General features: G+C 41.2%; 15 protein-coding genes and 1 pseudogene. 8 read left to right on the top strand and 8 right to left on the bottom strand.

The annotated features are described in order from the left end of the window. Together H6G79_RS36520 and H6G79_RS22315 are read left to right on the top strand one after the other, a co-directional pair. Window positions 1-269 (top strand): hypothetical protein (locus H6G79_RS36520; RefSeq protein ID WP_206758803.1); only part of this gene is annotated, 269 nt, incomplete at its 5' end. A 653-nt stretch (window positions 270-922) separates the two neighbouring features. Then, window positions 923-2167 carry a ParM/StbA family protein gene (locus H6G79_RS22315; protein ID WP_190592099.1) on the top strand — a complete coding sequence of 415 codons (1245 nt, stop codon included), beginning with the start codon at window positions 923-925 and terminating at the stop codon, window positions 2165-2167. A 92-nt stretch (window positions 2168-2259) separates the two neighbouring features. Here H6G79_RS22315 and H6G79_RS22320 read toward each other — a convergent pair whose 3' ends face one another. The 3 genes and pseudogenes from H6G79_RS22320 to H6G79_RS22330 all read right to left on the bottom strand — a co-directional run. Beyond that, window positions 2260-2703 carry a hypothetical protein gene (locus H6G79_RS22320; protein WP_190592098.1) on the bottom strand — a complete coding sequence of 148 codons (444 nt, stop codon included), beginning with the start codon at window positions 2701-2703 and terminating at the stop codon, window positions 2260-2262. 108 nt (window positions 2704-2811) lie between these two features. Beyond that, the gene (locus tag H6G79_RS22325) at window positions 2812-3153 is read right to left on the bottom strand and encodes a hypothetical protein (RefSeq protein ID WP_190592097.1); all 342 of its coding nucleotides are present in this window, start codon (window positions 3151-3153) and stop codon (window positions 2812-2814) included. A 153-nt stretch (window positions 3154-3306) separates the two neighbouring features. Next, window positions 3307-3450: pseudogene (locus tag H6G79_RS22330) on the bottom strand (IS630 family transposase); the annotation flags it as partial. Window positions 3451-3737: 287 nt separating this feature from the next. On the opposite strand from H6G79_RS22330, the gene H6G79_RS22335 reads away from it, so the two are divergent. From H6G79_RS22335 to ppsA, 5 genes are all read left to right on the top strand, one after another. Next, entirely contained in the window at window positions 3738-4187 is a 450-nt protein-coding gene (locus H6G79_RS22335; protein ID WP_190592096.1) for a pyridoxamine 5'-phosphate oxidase family protein, read from the top strand. A gap of 45 nt (window positions 4188-4232) precedes the next feature. Then, entirely contained in the window at window positions 4233-6878 is a 2646-nt protein-coding gene (locus H6G79_RS22340; protein WP_190592095.1) for a cation-translocating P-type ATPase, read from the top strand. After that, window positions 6875-9451: a magnesium-translocating P-type ATPase gene (gene mgtA / locus H6G79_RS22345; RefSeq protein ID WP_277877313.1), complete on the top strand. Its 2577-nt coding sequence runs from the start codon at window positions 6875-6877 to the stop codon at window positions 9449-9451. The genes H6G79_RS22340 and mgtA overlap by 4 nt, the downstream gene beginning before the upstream one ends. A gap of 183 nt (window positions 9452-9634) precedes the next feature. Beyond that, window positions 9635-9913 (top strand): hypothetical protein, encoded by a 279-nt coding sequence (locus tag H6G79_RS22350; RefSeq protein WP_242048514.1) that lies wholly within the window; start codon window positions 9635-9637, stop codon window positions 9911-9913. 133 nt (window positions 9914-10046) lie between these two features. Next, complete coding sequence (gene ppsA / locus H6G79_RS22355; RefSeq protein ID WP_190592094.1) at window positions 10047-12665, top strand: phosphoenolpyruvate synthase; 2619 nt, start codon at window positions 10047-10049, stop codon at window positions 12663-12665. Window positions 12666-12721: 56 nt separating this feature from the next. On the opposite strand, the gene H6G79_RS22360 is transcribed toward ppsA, so the two are convergent. From H6G79_RS22360 to ssb, 5 genes are all read right to left on the bottom strand, one after another. Further along, window positions 12722-13708, bottom strand: coding sequence for a ParB/RepB/Spo0J family partition protein (locus H6G79_RS22360; protein ID WP_190592093.1), 987 nt, complete (start codon window positions 13706-13708; stop codon window positions 12722-12724). An 84-nt stretch (window positions 13709-13792) separates the two neighbouring features. Next, window positions 13793-15076 (bottom strand): RNA-guided endonuclease IscB, encoded by a 1284-nt coding sequence (iscB, locus tag H6G79_RS22365; RefSeq protein ID WP_190592092.1) that lies wholly within the window; start codon window positions 15074-15076, stop codon window positions 13793-13795. Window positions 15077-15283: 207 nt separating this feature from the next. After that, on the bottom strand, window positions 15284-16078 hold the full coding sequence (locus H6G79_RS22370) for a ParA family protein (RefSeq protein ID WP_190592091.1): 795 nt from the start codon (window positions 16076-16078) through the stop codon (window positions 15284-15286). Window positions 16079-16216: 138 nt separating this feature from the next. Continuing rightward, window positions 16217-16636: a hypothetical protein gene (locus H6G79_RS22375; RefSeq protein ID WP_190592090.1), complete on the bottom strand. Its 420-nt coding sequence runs from the start codon at window positions 16634-16636 to the stop codon at window positions 16217-16219. 73 nt (window positions 16637-16709) lie between these two features. Then, the gene (gene ssb, locus H6G79_RS22380; protein WP_190592089.1) at window positions 16710-17093 is read right to left on the bottom strand and encodes a single-stranded DNA-binding protein; all 384 of its coding nucleotides are present in this window, start codon (window positions 17091-17093) and stop codon (window positions 16710-16712) included. Between the two features lie 235 nt (window positions 17094-17328). Here ssb and H6G79_RS22385 point away from each other — a divergent pair, with 235 nt between their 5' ends. Continuing rightward, window positions 17329-18504, top strand: a complete 1176-nt coding sequence (locus H6G79_RS22385; protein ID WP_190592088.1) for a hypothetical protein — start codon at window positions 17329-17331, stop codon at window positions 18502-18504. Window positions 18505-18544: the final 40 nt, after the last annotated feature.

Genomic DNA, 18544 nt, shown 5'->3' on the forward strand with positions numbered 1-18544 from the left:
CCTCTAAACTATCACTAACTGTCTCAAACCCTTATGGCTCCGTTTTTACGAAGATATCAAAGTTTTGCCTCAAAGCTTTGAACAATCTGGCTTTGGAGTTTTCGGACAAGTCTTTTGCCTTCGCTTGTGATACTTACGTAATTTCCTCCTTTGTCCCGTTTGTCATTGTGGGCAGTATTTTTCAGAGTGCGATGGCTACGCCTGCCGTAGGCATCGCGTTAGGCACTGTTGCTAAGAAGTGCTTTGTACCTCTTAACAAAGCACATTGAGAAGAAGTTTTTGCCCAAGCACCTGCATTATTCAAAGTTTCGATTAAACCATTTCGCCATACACTTGGTCAAAGCTTGTGATCGAGTGCATTAACAGTATTTGACCGAACTGGAGAGGCGATCGCACTCTAACTCCGGAGGTGCAATTGCCTTCATGATATTTCATTTGTAAAAGTTGCAATCAACAATTTTGCAGCAAAGCAAATTTGTAATAAACCCCATTGGACATACCTTGTTATTGTACAAGACTGCCCAATTGTGGTGCTTTTAGTGAGGTAAATGTGGGGATGATTGAGGTAATACTGGGTGTAATAATCACAATTACATTATTTATTTGACAAGCCAAAGACAAATATTATTTTGTAATTCAACTTTTAGTTGATACAGAATTAGGGTGTGATTGGGGTAATTTGTTCATGATGTAGGAGGTAATTTAACCAGCGCGTATTGAAGAAATTTTTAATACATTAATCTACTTAGAATCTACAGTTTTGGTTTGGTATTAGTGTTATAGAAGAAAATGATTGTAATGGTTTTTCTTTGTATGTAAAAAACCTGTTAACCCCTGTAAAGAAAGTGTTTTGCACTACAGCATCATTCCTATTTCAGGTAAATTAGTAACAATAGGAAAAGTTAATAAAACATCAATATATATGCCTAAAATTAAGGAGAAAACAGACGTAAAAAAGATAGTAATTACGATTGATATGGGTGCAAGTAAAACTAAGGCTATCGTTCAGGAGTATCCAGAAGGAAAGCCTGTTGTTTTACTTTTAGACTCAGAAATAGCAGATGTTGCTAAAGCCTCAATTGAAAGCGTCCAACCTGAAGGTAGTCCTGAATCTCGTGCTTGGGTAGGGATAGGCGATGAGTATTTCGCCTTGGGAGAACTTGCCCGTCGTCGGTTTGGGGGTATATCGCAACTGAAGGAGCTAAAGTACGAATTGGCAATCCCCAAAATTTGCGGAGCATTTTGGCTGGCTAAGGAGAAGTTGAACCTGGGTAATGATGTTTCAGCTTACTTGAGTGTCCTGCTGCCGCCGGGTGAAGTGCAAGACAAGGAACAGTTACAAATTCGGTTGAAGGATACGTTTCGGGGGTTTGATACACCAGCAGGTAAGATGCGGGTGAAAATGCTTCGTTATGATGCAGCTTCTGAAGGTAGTGGAATATTTTTCCACCGTAGGCGAACGCTTGGCGATCGTGTACCTGTTTCGATGTACGTAATGCTTGGTTATCGCAACGCGAGTATTTTCACCTTTCGGAGTGGTTCGATTGGCGCAGGAATAACCAGCAATTTTGGTATGTCTTGGTTAGTAAATAATTTGATTTCCAAAACATCGGGACTAAGCCCTGATAATTCCAATATTATTGAGGTACTGATAGAAGCTGGAGCCAGTTGTGACTCCCAGGTGATGCAAAAACTCTCACGCAAGCGCAAAGGTGATGAGATTCAACTTGATGGAGAGTCGATGTCCAAAGCTTTATTACTTGCCAGAGACGAATATTGGCGTGCGATCGCCAGGTGGTTGCGCTCAAAGATGGATGAGGATATTGAAGAACTGGTATTTTGTGGAGGAACTGCGGATTACATTCGTCCTGAAATAGATGCTTACTTCCAGAAAGAGGGGATGAAAGTATCTTGGCACGCTAATATTTTTATACCTGATGAAATATCTTCTGGTATGGGCAATCGGATGGCGGATGTTTGGGCTTTTCACCAGCACATGATTATTCAGTTTGATAAGTTAACTGGTTATATACGCTCTGAGGTTGTACCGTTAAATAAATCTGTTGAAGGTAATACAAATAATACAGGTGAAGAAGTCAAACGTAGGTATAACTTTACGCCTTGTGAGCGGCCTAGTACCTTTATTGCTGTAAACGAGAATGTTTGATAGGTTCAGGCAAAAATAAATGTAGTAAAAAAAGAATCAGCTAGAGTGAAGTGCTGCATAAAACAGTACTTTCTAACTGATTCTTTGAGATTTTAGTATGGCTGTTGATCTAGCATTTGGTAGCAATCAACATGAGAATTGGTAATTTCTGGAATGTGTTGAATTACAGAGTTAATTTGCTCCATGTCTGCATATTGTTGTTCTCGTCTTTTGCGGAGTTCCCATGATTTACGGTTATAAGCTAACAAGTCTTCCAAACTCATGTTGAATTTGTATTTGGCGAAATTCAATAATTGTTCTGTGGTGTAACGACAATCTTCAGGACGACCAAAACAAATTTCAAACTGAAGCTTAAAAGCTTTCCAATCGAAATTGTCAGACCCCAGTTGCCGTTGTGATTCGCGTCCGTAAAGGTCACGAATTGAATAGAAAATTGTGTTGTATTTACGCACGTCGAATGATTCAATCTTGAATTGCTCCATTGTTGAATCATCGACTGTAGCAGCTTGAGGTTTAGTAGATTTATTAGTAGCCATAGTTGTTTCCTTGATGAGTGTTTCGCTTTTAGCTGCGTCAGCATTAGTCAAAAAAATAAATCCCACTCTGTATGAGCGAGATTTTCTGTAAAATCAGATGATTTGTGATTATTTTGCTAATAAACGTTCGCGTTGTAGCCAAGTACGTTTGTTGACTTCGAGTAATTCTTCTAAGCCTTTGTTGAAGTGCTTAATGGAATAGTCAACTATTTGTTGTACACTGTATTTGGGGTTTTCGACTGAGCCGAACGTAGCAATAAATCGAGCTTTAAAAGCATCCCATTGTGTTTTATTCCAGTTAGTCTGTGACTGTGCTTGAATAGTTTTACCCCAGGTTTCTTGTAGCCCGTAGTAGACTGCTTTAAACTTACGCTCGTTGTAGTCAGCAATTTTGTAAATACCCATTGCGTTGTCATCAATTAAACTAAATTTTTTGGTTCTAGTAGCCATAATTTTTATCTCCTATGTGAGAGTTACTTCTTAAGGATTTGAGCGTTAGCTATAGTGCTTTCTCTTCTTTATTTGGACGTAAGTCCGCGTAGAAAATAACAATCTTAAATTGGAAATGAATGCTAACGCCTCTGCTACTAAGCTAATCAGCATTTAAGCTGCAATATAGCTAAAATTACCTTTATGTTTGATTTTCCGATGCCACTTAATAACTAACTCACCTTGATGCAATAGCTTATCTAGCAGTGACCTTAACTCATCTACTGATTTAAATAAGCGATGAGCAATATATTCCTTAATAAGTATAAACTTTTGCTGTCAAATATCATGTTTGATTGAATGTTTTAGTTCTAGATAAAATATACAATTCTTAATAAAATATTCAAAAGGATTAGATAAAAATTAACTTATTTACCTAGCAAGATAGAAGAAATATTTGCTGTTTTATATTTTATTGGGAAATCAGGTTATTAATCAGTAATTTGTGCAGACATTGAGAGTTAATCAACAGAAAGTAAGTTGGGACAATAAAATCAAATTATCCGAACGATAAACCAATTAATTGAATATTAAGAAAAACAGTCATGTTAGATATTGATGAAATGAGTTTAAAAGAAATACATGAACTGCTACACAAAGTAGGATATGGTCATCTGGGCTGTATACATGAAGGTAAACCCTACGTGATACCAATGTATTATTATCTCGAAGAAGAGGACATCTACCTGTTTACAACAGTTGGGATGAAAACTCATGACATAGATGCGAATCCAGAAATCTGCCTACAGGTGGAAGAAATTAACGGGCCTCTGCATTGGCGTAGCATAATTGTGAATGGTCAAGCCTCACGCCTCACCGAACAACCAGACATCGATCGCGCAATGAACTTGATCAAAGAGCGCAATACAACGCTGTCACCTGCCATCAATCGAACTTGGATTGATGCTGAGGGACGTTCAGAAGCCATCGCCATCTACCGCATTCATGAGAGTGAAATAAGTGGACGAACCACTAATGGAATTAGCAGTCGCTAAGAACCACAATACTGTTTTTGATGTTTCATAGGAAAAAGCAGAATTATGGTTTCGACGGTCGATATCAATACCGTAGCTGGCTTATCTGAGCAAGAGGCGATCGCTCGGCTCAAAGATGAAGGCTACAATGAACTCCCCTCGGCTCGCTCTCGCACTATTTTATCGTTTGCGTGGGAAACCGTTCAAGATCCGATCTTCCTGTTGCTGGTCGGTGGTGGTATCATCTATTGGATTTTAGGCGACCTACACGAATCCCTGATTTTACTGGGTTTTGTCTTCTTCATCACAGGGATCAGTCTTTACCAGGAAGGTAAAACCGAACACGCCCTAGAAGCCTTGCGCGATCTTTCCAGTCCTCGCGCCTTGGTGATTCGGGATGGTGAGCGAAAACGGATTGCGGGGCGAGAAGTTGTTAGGGGAGATATCTTAGTTCTAGCAGAAGGCGATCGCGTACCTGCCGATGCAATGGTACTATCTTGCACAAATCTTTCAACTGATGAGTCATTATTAACTGGGGAATCTTTACCAGTCCGTAAAATTGCTGCTGCCGGTACTGTGGAAATGGCACGTCCAGGGGGAGATGAGTTGCCGTTTGTATATTCTGGAACCTTAGTAGTTCAAGGACAGGGAATTGCTCAAGTTCAAGCGGTGGGCGCTCAAACGGAGATGGGTAAGATTGGTAAGGCTTTGCAAAAAGTCAAGCCAGAACCAACTCCTCTACAACAAGAAATGACTCGGTTGGTGAGTCGCTTATTTGGCATCGCTTTATTGTTGTGTGTGGCGATCGTTGTTATTTATGGAATCACACGAGGAGATTGGCTCAAAGGATTCCTTGCGGGTATTACCTTAGCAATGGCAATTTTGCCGAATGAATTTCCAGTTGTCGTGACGATTTTCTTAGCATTAGGAGCTTGGCGCATTTCTCAGAAACACGTTTTAGCTCGTCGCGCTTCCGCCGTGGAAACTTTAGGTTCTGCAACGGTTCTGTGTGTGGATAAAACTGGGACACTAACCCTGAATCAGATGGCTGTACAACAGCTATTTGCATACAACCAGGCAGAAAACCCCCACCCATATAATTTGGAATTGCATTTACGCGAGTTGCTCCCCGAAGCATTTCATGAATTAGTCGAGTTTTGCATTTTGGCGAGTCAGCGAGATCCCTTTGATCCGATGGAGAAAGCATTTAAGCAATTAGGCGATCGCTATCTCGCACATACTGAACATCTGCATAACGATTGGAAGTTGTTACGAGAATATCCGCTTTCACCGCAGCTATTGGCAATGTCTCACGTTTGGCAATCAGCCGATGGACAACAGTATGAAATTGCTGCCAAAGGAGCGCCGGAAGCGATCGCGGATCTCTGTCATTTCACCCCCCAACAGCAGAAAATTCTTGCAGCCCAAATCAGTGAAATGGCAGATCAAGGATTGCGTGTATTAGGCGTTGCCAAAGCCTCTCTTGTTGATGCACCGCCACCATTTTTACCACCTCATCCCTCCCTCAATCCGCATCATTTACCCGACGAGCAACATGACTTTCCTTTTCAATTTCTCGGATTAGTGGGACTGTCTGATCCAGTGCGTCCAAATGTGGCGGCGGCGATTCAAGAATGTTACACCGCAGGTATTCGAGTGGTGATGATTACGGGTGATTATCCAGGAACGGCTCAAACTATTGCCCGTCAGATTGGATTGATGCAAATGGGAGCTATTTTGACGGGAGCAGAATTGGATCTCATGAGTGACCTTGAACTCCAGGAGCGCATTCAAAGTACAAACATCTTTGCACGCGCTGTTCCCGAACAAAAACTGCGGTTAGTTAATGCTTTGAAATCCCAGGGTGAAGTCGTCGCCATGACTGGGGATGGTGTGAATGATTCCCCTGCGCTCAAATCTGCCCAAATTGGGATTGCGATGGGACAGCGAGGTACAGATGTGGCTCGTGAGTCGGCGGCTTTAGTGTTATTAGATGATGATTTTTCGTCCATTGTGCAAGCGGTGAAAATGGGACGGCGAATTTTTGATAATCTCCGCAAAGCAATGGCATATTTGCTAGCGATTCACATTCCCATTGCTGGGATGTCTTTAATTCCAGTGTTATTTAAGTTGCCGTTAGTATTACTTCCCGTTCACGTTGCCTTTCTACATTTAATTATTGATCCAGCTTGCTCAATTGTTTTAGAAGCCGAACCCGCAGAAGCAACAGTGATGCAGCGTCCTCCCCGCAACCCCAAAGAACCATTATTTGGTAAGAAGACTTTGGCTTTGGCAGTGCTACAAGGGCTAGGGATTTTAGCAATCGCTCTCGTCATCTTTGTCGTTGCACTATATCGCAGACAAGGCGAACTTGATGCCCGTGCTTTAACTTTTACGACGTTGATTTTGGCAAATTTAGGACTAATTTTGAGCGAAAGTTCTTCATCTCGCCTCAGCCTCAAAATACTGAAATCTCCCAATAATGCCCTTTGGTGGGTGATTGGTGGGGGACTGGTTTTTCTCGCCTTCGTATTGTATGTTCCCTTCTTGCGTCAATTGTTTAGCTTCTCCTTCTTACACCCAATCGACCTGGCAATTTGTTTGGGCGGTGGGGTGATCGCTCTACTTTGGTTTGAACAGTTAAAGTTTCTCAATCGACCCCAACGAGCTATTCAATCCAAATCAAGAAAACCTACCCCAGAAAATCTTTGATTTACCTTCCCCAACTGTCCACGTTTTGGAGCTTATCCAGCGAGCAGGTGCTTCAGCAGATGCACTCTACAACCGCAGGGTTAAGCCGTCAAGATGCCAAACAACGCCTAAGCGAGTTCGGCGCAAACAGCCTCAAACAAAAACACAAATCGAGCGCATGGATGCTGTTGCTCAATCAGTTCAAGAGTCCGATTATCTTGATTCTGATTTTTGCGGCAGTGCTATCGATTTTTCTGAAAGATCCGGCAGATGCCATAATCATTTTGACGATTGTCTTCATTAGTGGGCTATTAGGATTTTGGCAAGAGCGAGGAGCCTCGAACGCCGTCGAAAAACTATTGGCATTAGTGCAAGTTAAAGCAACTGTTTTAAGGGATGATCAATCTCAAGAAATCCCCACAGAGGAAATAGTCAGGGGCGACATTGTGTTGCTGAGTGCAGGTAAAAATATTCCAGGTGACTGTCTAGTTTTAGAGTCGAAAGATTTATCGGTGGATGAAGCAGCACTGACAGGAGAAACTTATCCAGTTGACAAATTAAGTGGCGTATTGCCTGCGGAAACTGGACTAGCCCAACGCACCAATTCCCTCTATATGGGAACTAATGTTATAAGTGGAACGGCGAAAGCAGTAGTCGTTCATACCGGAAAGGAAACTGAATTCGGCAAAGTATCGGAACGCCTGAAACTCAGACCGAGCGAAACGGAATTTGAAAGGGGACTGGGCAAGTTTGGCTACTTTCTCATGGAAGTAACGCTGATTTTGGTAGTGCTAATTTTTGTCGCCAACGTCTACCTCCATCGCCCAGTACTCGAATCATTTCTGTTTTCGCTGGCGCTGGCAGTTGGTTTGACTCCCCAACTGCTACCTGCGATCGTTAGCGTTAATCTGGCTCGTGGTGCCAAGAAAATGGCGAAAAAGCAGGTGATTGTAAAGCGCTTACCTGCAATTGAAAACTTTGGCAGTATGAATGTGTTTTGCACCGATAAGACGGGGACGCTGACGGAAGGAGAGGTGAAAATTCACGCTGCGGTTGATGTAGAAGGGAAAGAAAGCGATCGCGTTCTGCTTTACGCTTATTTGAATGCCGCATCTGAGTCTGGTTATGTTAATCCCATCGATGCAGCGATTCGCCAACACAAAACCTTCGATATTTCTGACTATCAAAAGTTAGATGAAGTGCCTTATGACTTTAACCGCAAACGTTTAAGTATTCTATTCAAAAAAGCGGAAAATGCGGTCTTGGGGTCTGCCCAAGTAGAGCAATTTTCCAAGACAGAAAATACGCATTTAATTATCACGAAAGGCGCACTGAAAAATATTTTGGATGTTTGCTCAAATGTTGAGACTGTTGAGGGGAAAACAATCGACATTGCAGATCAGCAACAAAAACTCCACCAACAGGCTGAAGACTTGGGAAAAAAGGGATTTAGAGCCTTGGGTGTGGCCTATCGTGATTTTAATCGAGATTCTTTCAGTAAAGACGATGAAACGAACATGACATTTCTCGGCTACCTTGCTCTCTTCGATCCGCCAAAAGCTGGCATTGCTGACACCCTCAAAGAGTTGGAACTGCTGGGAATCACCCCGAAGATGATTACCGGAGATAGCAAGGCAGTGGCGATGAGTATCATTCAACAGGTAGGACTGCCTCAACCAAAGGCATTGACAGGTTCCGAACTAGAAAAGCTCAGTGATGAAGCTTTGATACATCGAGTACAGCAAACAAATGTCTTTGCTGAGGTAGAGCCAAACCAAAAAGAGCGGATCATTATCGCCCTCAAAAAAGCAGGGAATGTAGTTGGATATCTGGGAGATGGCATTAACGATGCTTCTGCGCTTCATGCGGCTGATGTTGGCATTTCCGTTGAGAGTGCAGTTGATGTCGCTAAAGAAGCTGCTGATATTGTGTTGATGGCAAAGGATTTAAATGTTCTCGTCGAAGGTGTAAAGGAAGGACGGATTACATTTGCCAACACTTTAAAGTATGTATTTATGGCAACTAGCGCCAATTTTGGCAATATGTTTAGTATGGCGGGAATTTCTCTGTTTCTGCCCTTTTTGCCGCTACTACCCAGTCAGATTTTGCTGACGAACCTCCTCACCGATTTCCCAGAATTGACGATCGCCACAGACCGGGTAGACAGGGAGTTAGTCAACAAACCTCGTCGGATGGATATCAAGTTTATCCGCAACTTTATGATCATCTTTGGTTTGTTGAGTTCAGTATTTGATTACCTCACCTTTGGGGCGCTGCTGTTGCTGCTGCACGCTCAACCAGAACAGTTTAGAACAGGCTGGTTTTTGGAGTCTGTTATTTCTGCATCGCTGGTTGTGCTAGTCGTTCGTACTCGCCAATCCATTTTCAACAGTAAGCCAGGAAAATACTTGTTGATGGCAACGCTAGCGACTATCGGAGCAACAATAATTATTCCTTGGACACCGTTGGCAAGCCTATTCGGATTTCAACCTTTGTCGTTGAGTTTTATGCTAGTTCTGGGGGCGATCGTGGTGTTCTACGTGACTGCGGCGGAGAATGTCAAACGAGTTTTTTACAGCCACGTAAAATTTTAGTAGTCAAGTGTACATACTCACCGTTCGCGTAATGGGTGATGAGTTTGGTGAAATAGATGAAATAAGAGTAGAGTATCAAAACAGGCGATGGCGTTCCGCCCACCGTAGGTGATCGTTTCCCGCCGCCTTTGTGCTAGGAAGAAAGTTGTGCAGGGTGTAACAGTTTAATGGTAAGTGTGAGAAATGGCACATTTACCCCAACAAATCATCTCAGAACGAATCGACGATGTGGTTCTGTTGCTAGAGGTGATGAAAAAAATGGGACTACCACAAATCCTCAACCAACATTTGCCACGTCACTGGAAACAGGAAGGACTGGATTGGGGATGGGTGGCTTGCATTTGGTTATCATATATCATCTCACAGGGCGACCACCGAAAAGTACGTCTGTTTTGTTTATTGCCTGAACCGAGCAGATTGGCATCCAACAAAACACGATCGCATCGCGGTAGCGGCAGCTAGTGAGCGATGGCGCAGAGCGTCCAGCATAGCTGATCGCCGCACAAAAACGCCCATGCACACCGACCGTCGAGATTCTAGAGGTTGTGATGCAGTCAAAATTACCAAAGTATGAATTGCCAAAGGAGGAAAACTGATGAGTTCATTTGTCCTTTGTTTTCAAGATATTGACAAAACAAAACTCAAGCTTGTTGGGGGTAAAGGCACGAACCTGGGGGAACTTACCAAGATTGAAGGAATACTTGTACCAGATGGCTTTTGTATTTCTACTGAAGCTTTTAAAAGAATAATTGGGAAAACGTCGTCGATTAACGAATTACTCGACCAGTTATCGCATCTATTGGTGGAAGACCGGGATAAAATCAGTGAACTTAGCGGTGAGATTCGCTCTTTCATCGAAGGGATAACCATCCCTCAAGACATTAATGAAGAGATCGCGCGCCTTCTCTCCAGGCTTGGAGAAAAAAATGCCTATGCAGTACGATCCAGCGCAACTGCTGAGGATTTACCGACAGCCTCTTTTGCAGGTCAGCAGGATACGTATTTGAATATTATCGGAACGGAGGCAATTTTAAAGCATATCAGCAAGTGCTGGGCATCGCTATTTACCGAGAGGGCAGTAATTTACCGCCTTCAAAATGGCTCCGACCACCGCAAAGTCCACCTGTCTGTGGTTGTTCAAAAGATGGTCTTTCCGCAGGTGGCAGGAATTTTGTTTACTGCCGATCCCGTCACTTCTAATCGGAAGGTGTTATCCATTGATGCGGGCTTCGGACTTGGTGAGGCTATGGTCAGAGGCCTTGTGAATGCTGATATCTATAAAGTGTGTAACGGCAAGGTGATCGATAAGAAGATACCCACCAAAAAACTAGCTATTTACGCCTTAAAAGATGGCGGTATGAAAGAACAGGAGATTGAGCCTGAACGCCAGAACAGGCAAGCACTGACAGACGAGCAGATTTTGCAGCTTGAGGGCATCGGTAGGAAGATTGAAGCACATTTCGGACACCCCCAGGACATCGAATGGTGTTTGGTTGATGACACATTTCATATTGTCCAGAGTCGCCCCATCACGACTTTATATCCTATTCCTGAAGCAAATGATCGGGAAAATCACGTTTATGTATCTGTTGGTCATCAACAAATGATGACTGACCCCATCAAACCATTAGGATTGTCTTTATTCCAGTTAACAGCTGCTCGACCCATGCATAAAGCTGGTGGACGGTTGTTTGTTGATATTACACAGGATCTGGCTTCACCTGTGAGAAGAACAATTGTGGTAGATGTTTTGGGAAAATCCGATCCGCTTATAAGGGACGCACTTATGACCATACTAGATCGGGGAGATTTCATAAAATTGTTACCAGATGACAAGCAAGAACAAAGTTCCGGTAACACCAATAAGGGTGTATCGTCTTTGGATTTTCAAACGCTGACTGAATACGATCCGGCGATCGTTCCCGATTTGATTGGGCGTAGTCAAACATCGATAGACGAGTTAAAACAGAACATCCAGACGAAATCAGGAGCGGCTCTGATTGATTTTATTCTGGAAGGTATCCAGCAATTAAAGAAGAGTTTATCCGATCCACAAAGTTTTGGTGTGATTATGACTGCTATGAATGCTTCATCGTGGATCAATGAAAAAATGCAGGAGTGGTTAGATGAAAAAAACGTAGCAGACACGCTTTCTCAATCTGTACCCAACAATATTACTTCCGAAATGGGACTGGAATTATTGGATGTCGCAGATGTGATTCGTCCTTATCCTGAAGTAATTGATTATTTACAACAGGTAAAAGATGATAGCTTTTTGGATGAATTGGTTAAGTTTAATGGAGGAAAGGAAACCCAAGACGCTATCTATGCTTATCTCAACAAATACGGAATGCGATGTGCCGGAGAAATCGATATTACTAAAACTCGTTGGAGTGAAAACCCAGCTACACTTGTCCCCATGATTCTCAGTCACATCAAAAACTTTGAGCCTAATGCCAGCGATCGCAAATTTGAGCAAGGGCGACAGTCAGCTTTGAAAAAAGAACAAGAGTTATTAGAGCGATTGGAGCAATTACCGGATGGTGAACAAAAGGTCGAACAGACAAAACGAATGATCGGCTTAATCCGGAATTTCGCTGGTTATCGAGAATATCCAAAATACGGCATAGTTAATCGCTACTTTGTTTATAAGAAAGCTTTACTCAAAGAAGCCGAACAACTCGTAAAAGCCAACGTTATTAATGAAAAAGAAGATATATACTATCTCACTTTTGAAGAACTTCACGAAGTCGTATGCACAAATAAACTGGATTACCAGATCATCAGCAAACGAAAAGACGATTACAAATTATATGAAAAACTAACTCCCCCACGTGTTATTACCTCTGACGGTGAAATCATTGCGGGTAAGTACAAACGAGAAAATCTCCCAGCCGAAGCTATTGTAGGTCTACCTGTTTCTTCTGGAATTATAGAGGGACGAGCGCGTGTCATCTTAAACATGGAAGATGCTGATCTAGAAGATGGAGATATATTAGTCACCTCCTTTACTGACCCTAGCTGGACACCATTGTTTGTATCCATAAAAGGTTTAGTCACCGAAGTTGGTGGACTAATGACACATGGAGCAGTTATCGCACGTGAATATGGATTACCAGCAGTTGTTGGAGTGGATAATGCTACCAAACTGATTGATGACGGACAGAGAATTCGGGTTGATGGAACGGATGGCTATGTAGAAATCCTAAGTTAATATACTCTGTAATGATGACTTAATGTATGAGTTGACTTCTAGCCATCCACTACCTTTTACAAAGAGTTCTCCGAGACTAGACTACCTTGCTGTAAAGAAGGATCATCTTTGTTTTCTTCTTCTAGAAGTGCTTCAATTTGAGCAAAAAGCTTATTAATTTTTTTTAGCTTTTTCTCATCATTCCAAATTTTACTTTTTCTAAGTGCTTTGTATATTTTGTCAGCTTTTTCTTTTTGCTCTTGGTTATGAGATGATGGCTTATTTTCTGACTGTTGCTGAAGAATATTTCCTACTAGAATCCTAATTTCAGATAGTGATAAACCTTCTGCGATCGCTTTATTTAAAACTTCCTGCCTTTCATCATCATTTTTTATCCGGTTGATTTCCTTAGCTTTTGTATATTCAATTTCACCTTTCTGCAATGCAGTTTGGATATCTAAATGGAGTTTGAGTAAAGGAAGACGATTGGCTACAAATGACTGCCAAGTAATTTTTCCTAACCTCAAGAATACATCTTGTATGATTCGTCCTTCATCACTAACCATAACGTTATGGTTAGAATTACCTTTGCTTTCGTTATTCATGTCATAGAGCAGTTTGACCACTGTCTCTTGGTCAACATCGAGTTCTTCGGCTAGTAATTCGAGAATTCCGATAGTTTCTTCATAGGCATTGAGGTCTTCCCTTTGGAGGTTTTCAACTAAGCGTAGTTTACGAGCTTTTTTCTCGTCGCATTCAATAATGACTACAGGGATTTCCTCAAGTTTTACGATTTCACAAGCTTTGAGACGGCGTTCACCAGCGACCAGCTCGTACTTATCTTCCTCAATCTTTCTAACGACAATGGGTTCTAGTAACCCCACTTCGTTGATGCTGTCAGCGAGCGATTTGAGTTTTACAGGGTCAAAATAGCGACGAGGCTGACTCGGGGGAAGGATGATTTGAGATAAAGGTAAAGTGGAATCAGATAAAGATTGTTCGTCTTCATCTCCAAATAAATTATCCAGTCCAGTAAGTTTTTCTAGTTCGCGTTTTTGGCTCATACAAAATCCTCGGTAAGCGGGAAACTCAGAGGCTTTAGCCCTGAGAGGGAAGCGACGGGAGCGAATTTATTCGCTGAGGTCTTTTTAACTTGAATAACTGTAACCATCTTTTTTGTGAATTGATTTACAGAACTTATAGTTTATTCCTTGAATCAATCCTCTCTGAGCAGAGATATTAAAGCTACCTGTAGAACGTACAGCTACACGTCCAATGTATTCACCAATTTTTTTTCCATTGGTGACAACAGCTTTAACAATATCACCTGTCTGAAAACCTTTGATAAATTTCAGTTTGGGAACATATCTATTAGGAAATCCAAATTTGTCAGTTCTACACATCTGCCTTGTTCCGTGCCCATTAGCGGTAATTAACAACGGTTTGATACCTTTGATAATTAATATTGGAGTTGATTGACCAACACAAGCAGCGTCTAACCAATGAGTTTTTTGTAATTGTTGATTAGTTCTGTTGAACTTCGTTAATCCACCAGAACCACACTCAACGGGTAAGTCAGTTGATTTTAAAACTTCTAGAAGTTTGTATCTAGTGGCATTGACTGCTGCTGTATCAGCTAATGGTTTCTTAGCTTGTGCCAAAATTTTCTGTAATCTAGTGGGATCTTTTTTGAGAAAGTCTTTAATATCTTTAGTCCCTTTTTTGACGTTACATTTTTCGCAACTCAAAGTAAGGTTAGTGATTGAATTAGAACCTCCCTTTGAGCGTGGGTGAATGTGTTCAATCTGTAAAGGTATATCTTTGATACCACAATAGGCGCATTGTCTGTTCCATTTTTCTAGAAGAAATTCTCTGGTTTCATATCCAGCTAACGTACCTTGTTGATATTCCTTACCTTCGATTTCAGGATTACGCATTAATTGCATATCAAACTTGACTAATTCGGTACTAATCGCTGTGATTGGTGCGAATTTGCGTAATCTGTTTACCCATGTTTCAACATTGTGAACCCGGCTCATAAGGCTAGGAGCTAACCATCCTTCTGGTCTAGTTCTGTTGAGAAATCTGGGTTTTCTGTATCGTGTTTTGCGATTCCTCCTACTACATCTTAGTTGCCTTCTGGAAATCAAAGCATCTCTGATAGCGAAGCCTCTATGCTTTAATTCAGCAGCAAAAACTACTTCACCTGTGGAATCATTGACTAATGCTATTCCCGTTATTTTAGCTCCAGGGTCTAGCTTAATCCTCAAGTCAGATACAGATGCATCTGGTCTAGATTCTTTCAGAATAATTGTGAAAGGAAAACGCCGAAATACTGCTGCTTTTTTGTTTCGTAATAACTGTCTAGCTTGCGCCGAGTGAATTGGGTCTAAGGGTCTTTTTTCGGTGTCTAAAACAAATACTTTGGACATTAGTCCCTCCTTTTGGGTAATGTTAGCTTCGTCAATGTTTTAAGAGCTTTTTACACTTGCAACACTGTTTCAGTGACTTTAAAACTGTTTAATTGCAAATGACAGAGCGGAAAACTAGCTTCGCATTCTCCGGTGTCGTGACTCAAAAAACGTAGTCAGTTAAGACTTAGACTGGTCAGTACAGCTTGCTTGATTTCTCTTACAAGCTCAGTGGCTTTGTCCCTGAGTTACTGACAGTTGAGTAATATATTTTGTAATTTCTTCGAGTATGCTAACTGCGGGGTGGTTTTTCTTGTGGAGTGCAAGTGGTAGATGTGCTTGGGTTGCGTCAGGAAAAGCTGTTGATTTAGGAATGGGGGCAGTAACGTGTATCCGTCCTTCAACCTGTTGTTTAATTTCTTCCAGTATTCCTGTGTCTTGAAGATTACGATTATCGTATTTGGTTGGAATTATACAGGCAATTTGTAATTTCTGGTGTCCTCCTTTTTTGAGTCGGGCAATTGTTTCTAGCAGTTGGTTGGTGCCAAGATAGCACTTATATTGCGTTTCAACAGGAATAATAACGTGTGAAGCAGCTACTAAGCTCATAATGCTTAGGATTCCTAGAGAAGGCGGGCAATCAATCAAAATATAATCATACTGATCAAGTACATTTGATAGCACAAACTTGAGCCGTTGGCGGTTGTCGATGGTCAAGTCATGAAAAATTTTTTGCTCCGTACCTGCCAATTGGATATTTGTTGGTACAATGTGCATCCCGTGAATAGATTTTTCCCATATATACAGGGGAGTTTCTTCAGCGATCGCACCATAGATAGTTTGTTCAGTTTGCAGCTTGACTTCCCCCAATCCCATAAAAGCTGTTAGCGATGCTTGTGGGTCCATATCCACAAGCAGTACACGGTGTTTTTTAGCAAGGTGGTATCCAAGATTGTGTGTAATAGTCGTCTTAGCTGCACCACCTGACTGATTGAAAGTGGCAATTATTTTGGTTGATGACATATATTAATGAAGCGATTTTGTGAACCCATGTCAGCGATTCTACCAAACAGTGGATTTTTATTTTGGATTTTTGAAAAAAAATAACGCTAGTTCAAACCAGTAAACCTGTCTGGACTAGCATTATTCAGTTAGTTGGTTCTAAAATGGAGGTTCTTCGTCTAGGTCTTCATTTGTCGAAGTAACGTTATCTTCGAGTAGTTCCTTAGCAAAATCGGGAGTTTTAGGCGAGTGAGAGTTTTTGCTAACTTGGGTGAGTTCGTTAATCGGTTGTGCTGAGATAAAGTTTCTAATTACGAATGTGGCAATCTTTTCTTTGTACTCGCCCCTGTTATCTACCACTAAATCAAGATATCCTTCTGCTGTACCATGTACGCCTTCCCCTTGTTCGTTGATGACGACAGCAGGTGCGCCTTTGGAACGGAATGGTATCTCGTCAGTGACGACTCCTTCCTTGGAACGGTAGTAGAATTCAGCAATTCCAAAAGCAATCAAGGAACCTTCTTTGTCGTGGGTTGTGTTCACGGATTTAAGATTAATAGTTGCAGTATTATGAATCATGGTCGTTTGGTTTGTAGATTGATTAGATGGTTGATCGCCTATGATTTATACTGCATAGGCGATTTGTAATTTTCTAGAAATTTGCGTTAGTTACAGCCTGTGTTTCGTTTGGTACAGAAGTAGATGTAGATTCTTCCTTACGGGGTGAACCTAATAATTCGATGGTGTTGATTGTGATTACAGGTTTTTGCCGCATAGTGCCAGAATTTTTATCAGCCCAACGATCAAATCCAAACTCACCAGTAATTGCAATCTGAGTTCCTTTACGAACGTAATTTCCAATCACTTCTGCTTGATTTCCCCAAGCGACTAAATCAAACCAAAGAGCTTGTTCACTTCTGTAGGGTGGTCTTACTGCAATAGAGATTGAAGCCTTAACTGCGCCCGACTCGAAAAATTTTAGATCGGGTTCTTGTCCACATCTGCCAACTAGCATAACTTTGTTGATATAGTTCATAACGCGAGAATTGATATATTTCTCTTATTGCTGCGTCAGCATTAGTTCTTTTAGGATTTATCATTTTGACGAATTGTTTTATTTAAAGCACACTTTTTGATTCATTCTTGTGAGTTATTTTTTATCCCTGTTTCTCATACCATTGCGGTTTTTACTAAGGAACGGCTAATAATCCTGTGCTATGGTGGGATCGCAAATGCCGTGGTATGTATCTAAAAATTATAAGTAATGACTTATGCTTGAATATCTTCTCCTGAAGCGAGTAAGTATTTGTAAGCTGATGCTCTTGGCTTTGATGTGGATACAGTTCGATGAAGATAGCCAAAACCAGCTAACTCCTGACTACTCTTCACCTTTGCAAGTAGAAAATCTTACGTGGTTAGGAGAAACATCTGTTGGAGAAGAGGTTGAGCATTTTTGTGATGTTTCTAATACCGCTAGGATAGGCGTTTGGGGAGAAATTCTAGAACTAAAGTTAGTAGATTTAATTGCTGATTTACCGACTTGTTTGCACGATGCTTCATGGTTTGCTCTACTGGCAATTACTATGATGTTGGTGGATAAGGAATTAGAGGGGATATGCGTACACCCACAAGATGAGTATTTTGCCCGGACTCTTGCGCTTGAAAGTTTGGCAGATTTGAGTGATTCTTACTTAGCCAAAGGTCATCCTTATTTAGATTTTCCTTTATCATTAGAAGACGCTAAATCATTACTGCCAGTTAATAGAAAGCAGGAGCTAGAAATTGAGTTAGAGAAATTTCTTATTGATACTTATGAAGACGATTTTGATGATGAAGCACCTCATATTAGTGAGTTTTCATCCATCTACTTACAGGATATTTTAAAAGAGTTTTTTGTTGAATCTGACTGGCAAGGTGATATCAATCAAGAGGCTGTTGCACAGCTTCAAGAAAAGTATGGTTTACAGTACTCGGAAGGTGCGTTCTCTCCTGAAACTAAGGAACACGAACGTTGGGGCAAAACGCTTGTTTTTCTCAAACAATTTATAGGTCTGGATTCTAATTTTATCGAAAGCCAGAGCGATTTGTTCCTTGATGAATCTCAAGCAGCTGATTTACCTGATTACTTCTGTATTAAGTCTCATTTAGAACGTTGGCAAGACCGAACAGTTGTTTTATCCCAGTTGGTTCATACTTTAGTTCATTTTTTACTGGTAGGACAAAATTATCATCCCAGTCATATACAAGATTTGATGGCTATCCCAACTTCATCACGGGCTATATCCAGTCTACAAGCTTGTTTAGGTATAGCTGCTTACAGAAGTGGTTATTACATGGCTACTTCAAATATTCCCGAATCAGAAATTGGGCGGAACTGGTTGCTACAAAAAGCTTTCCCTAACCTGCTTGAATTTTATCAAACAGGTCGTTTGAATGGAAAACAATAATTAATATTCTGCTGTTGGATTAATAAAGACAAATTTATTT

The sequence above is a fragment of the Anabaena sp. FACHB-83 genome, assembly GCF_014697485.1.
Taxonomy (GTDB): Bacteria; Cyanobacteriota; Cyanobacteriia; order Cyanobacteriales; family Nostocaceae; genus Nostoc_B.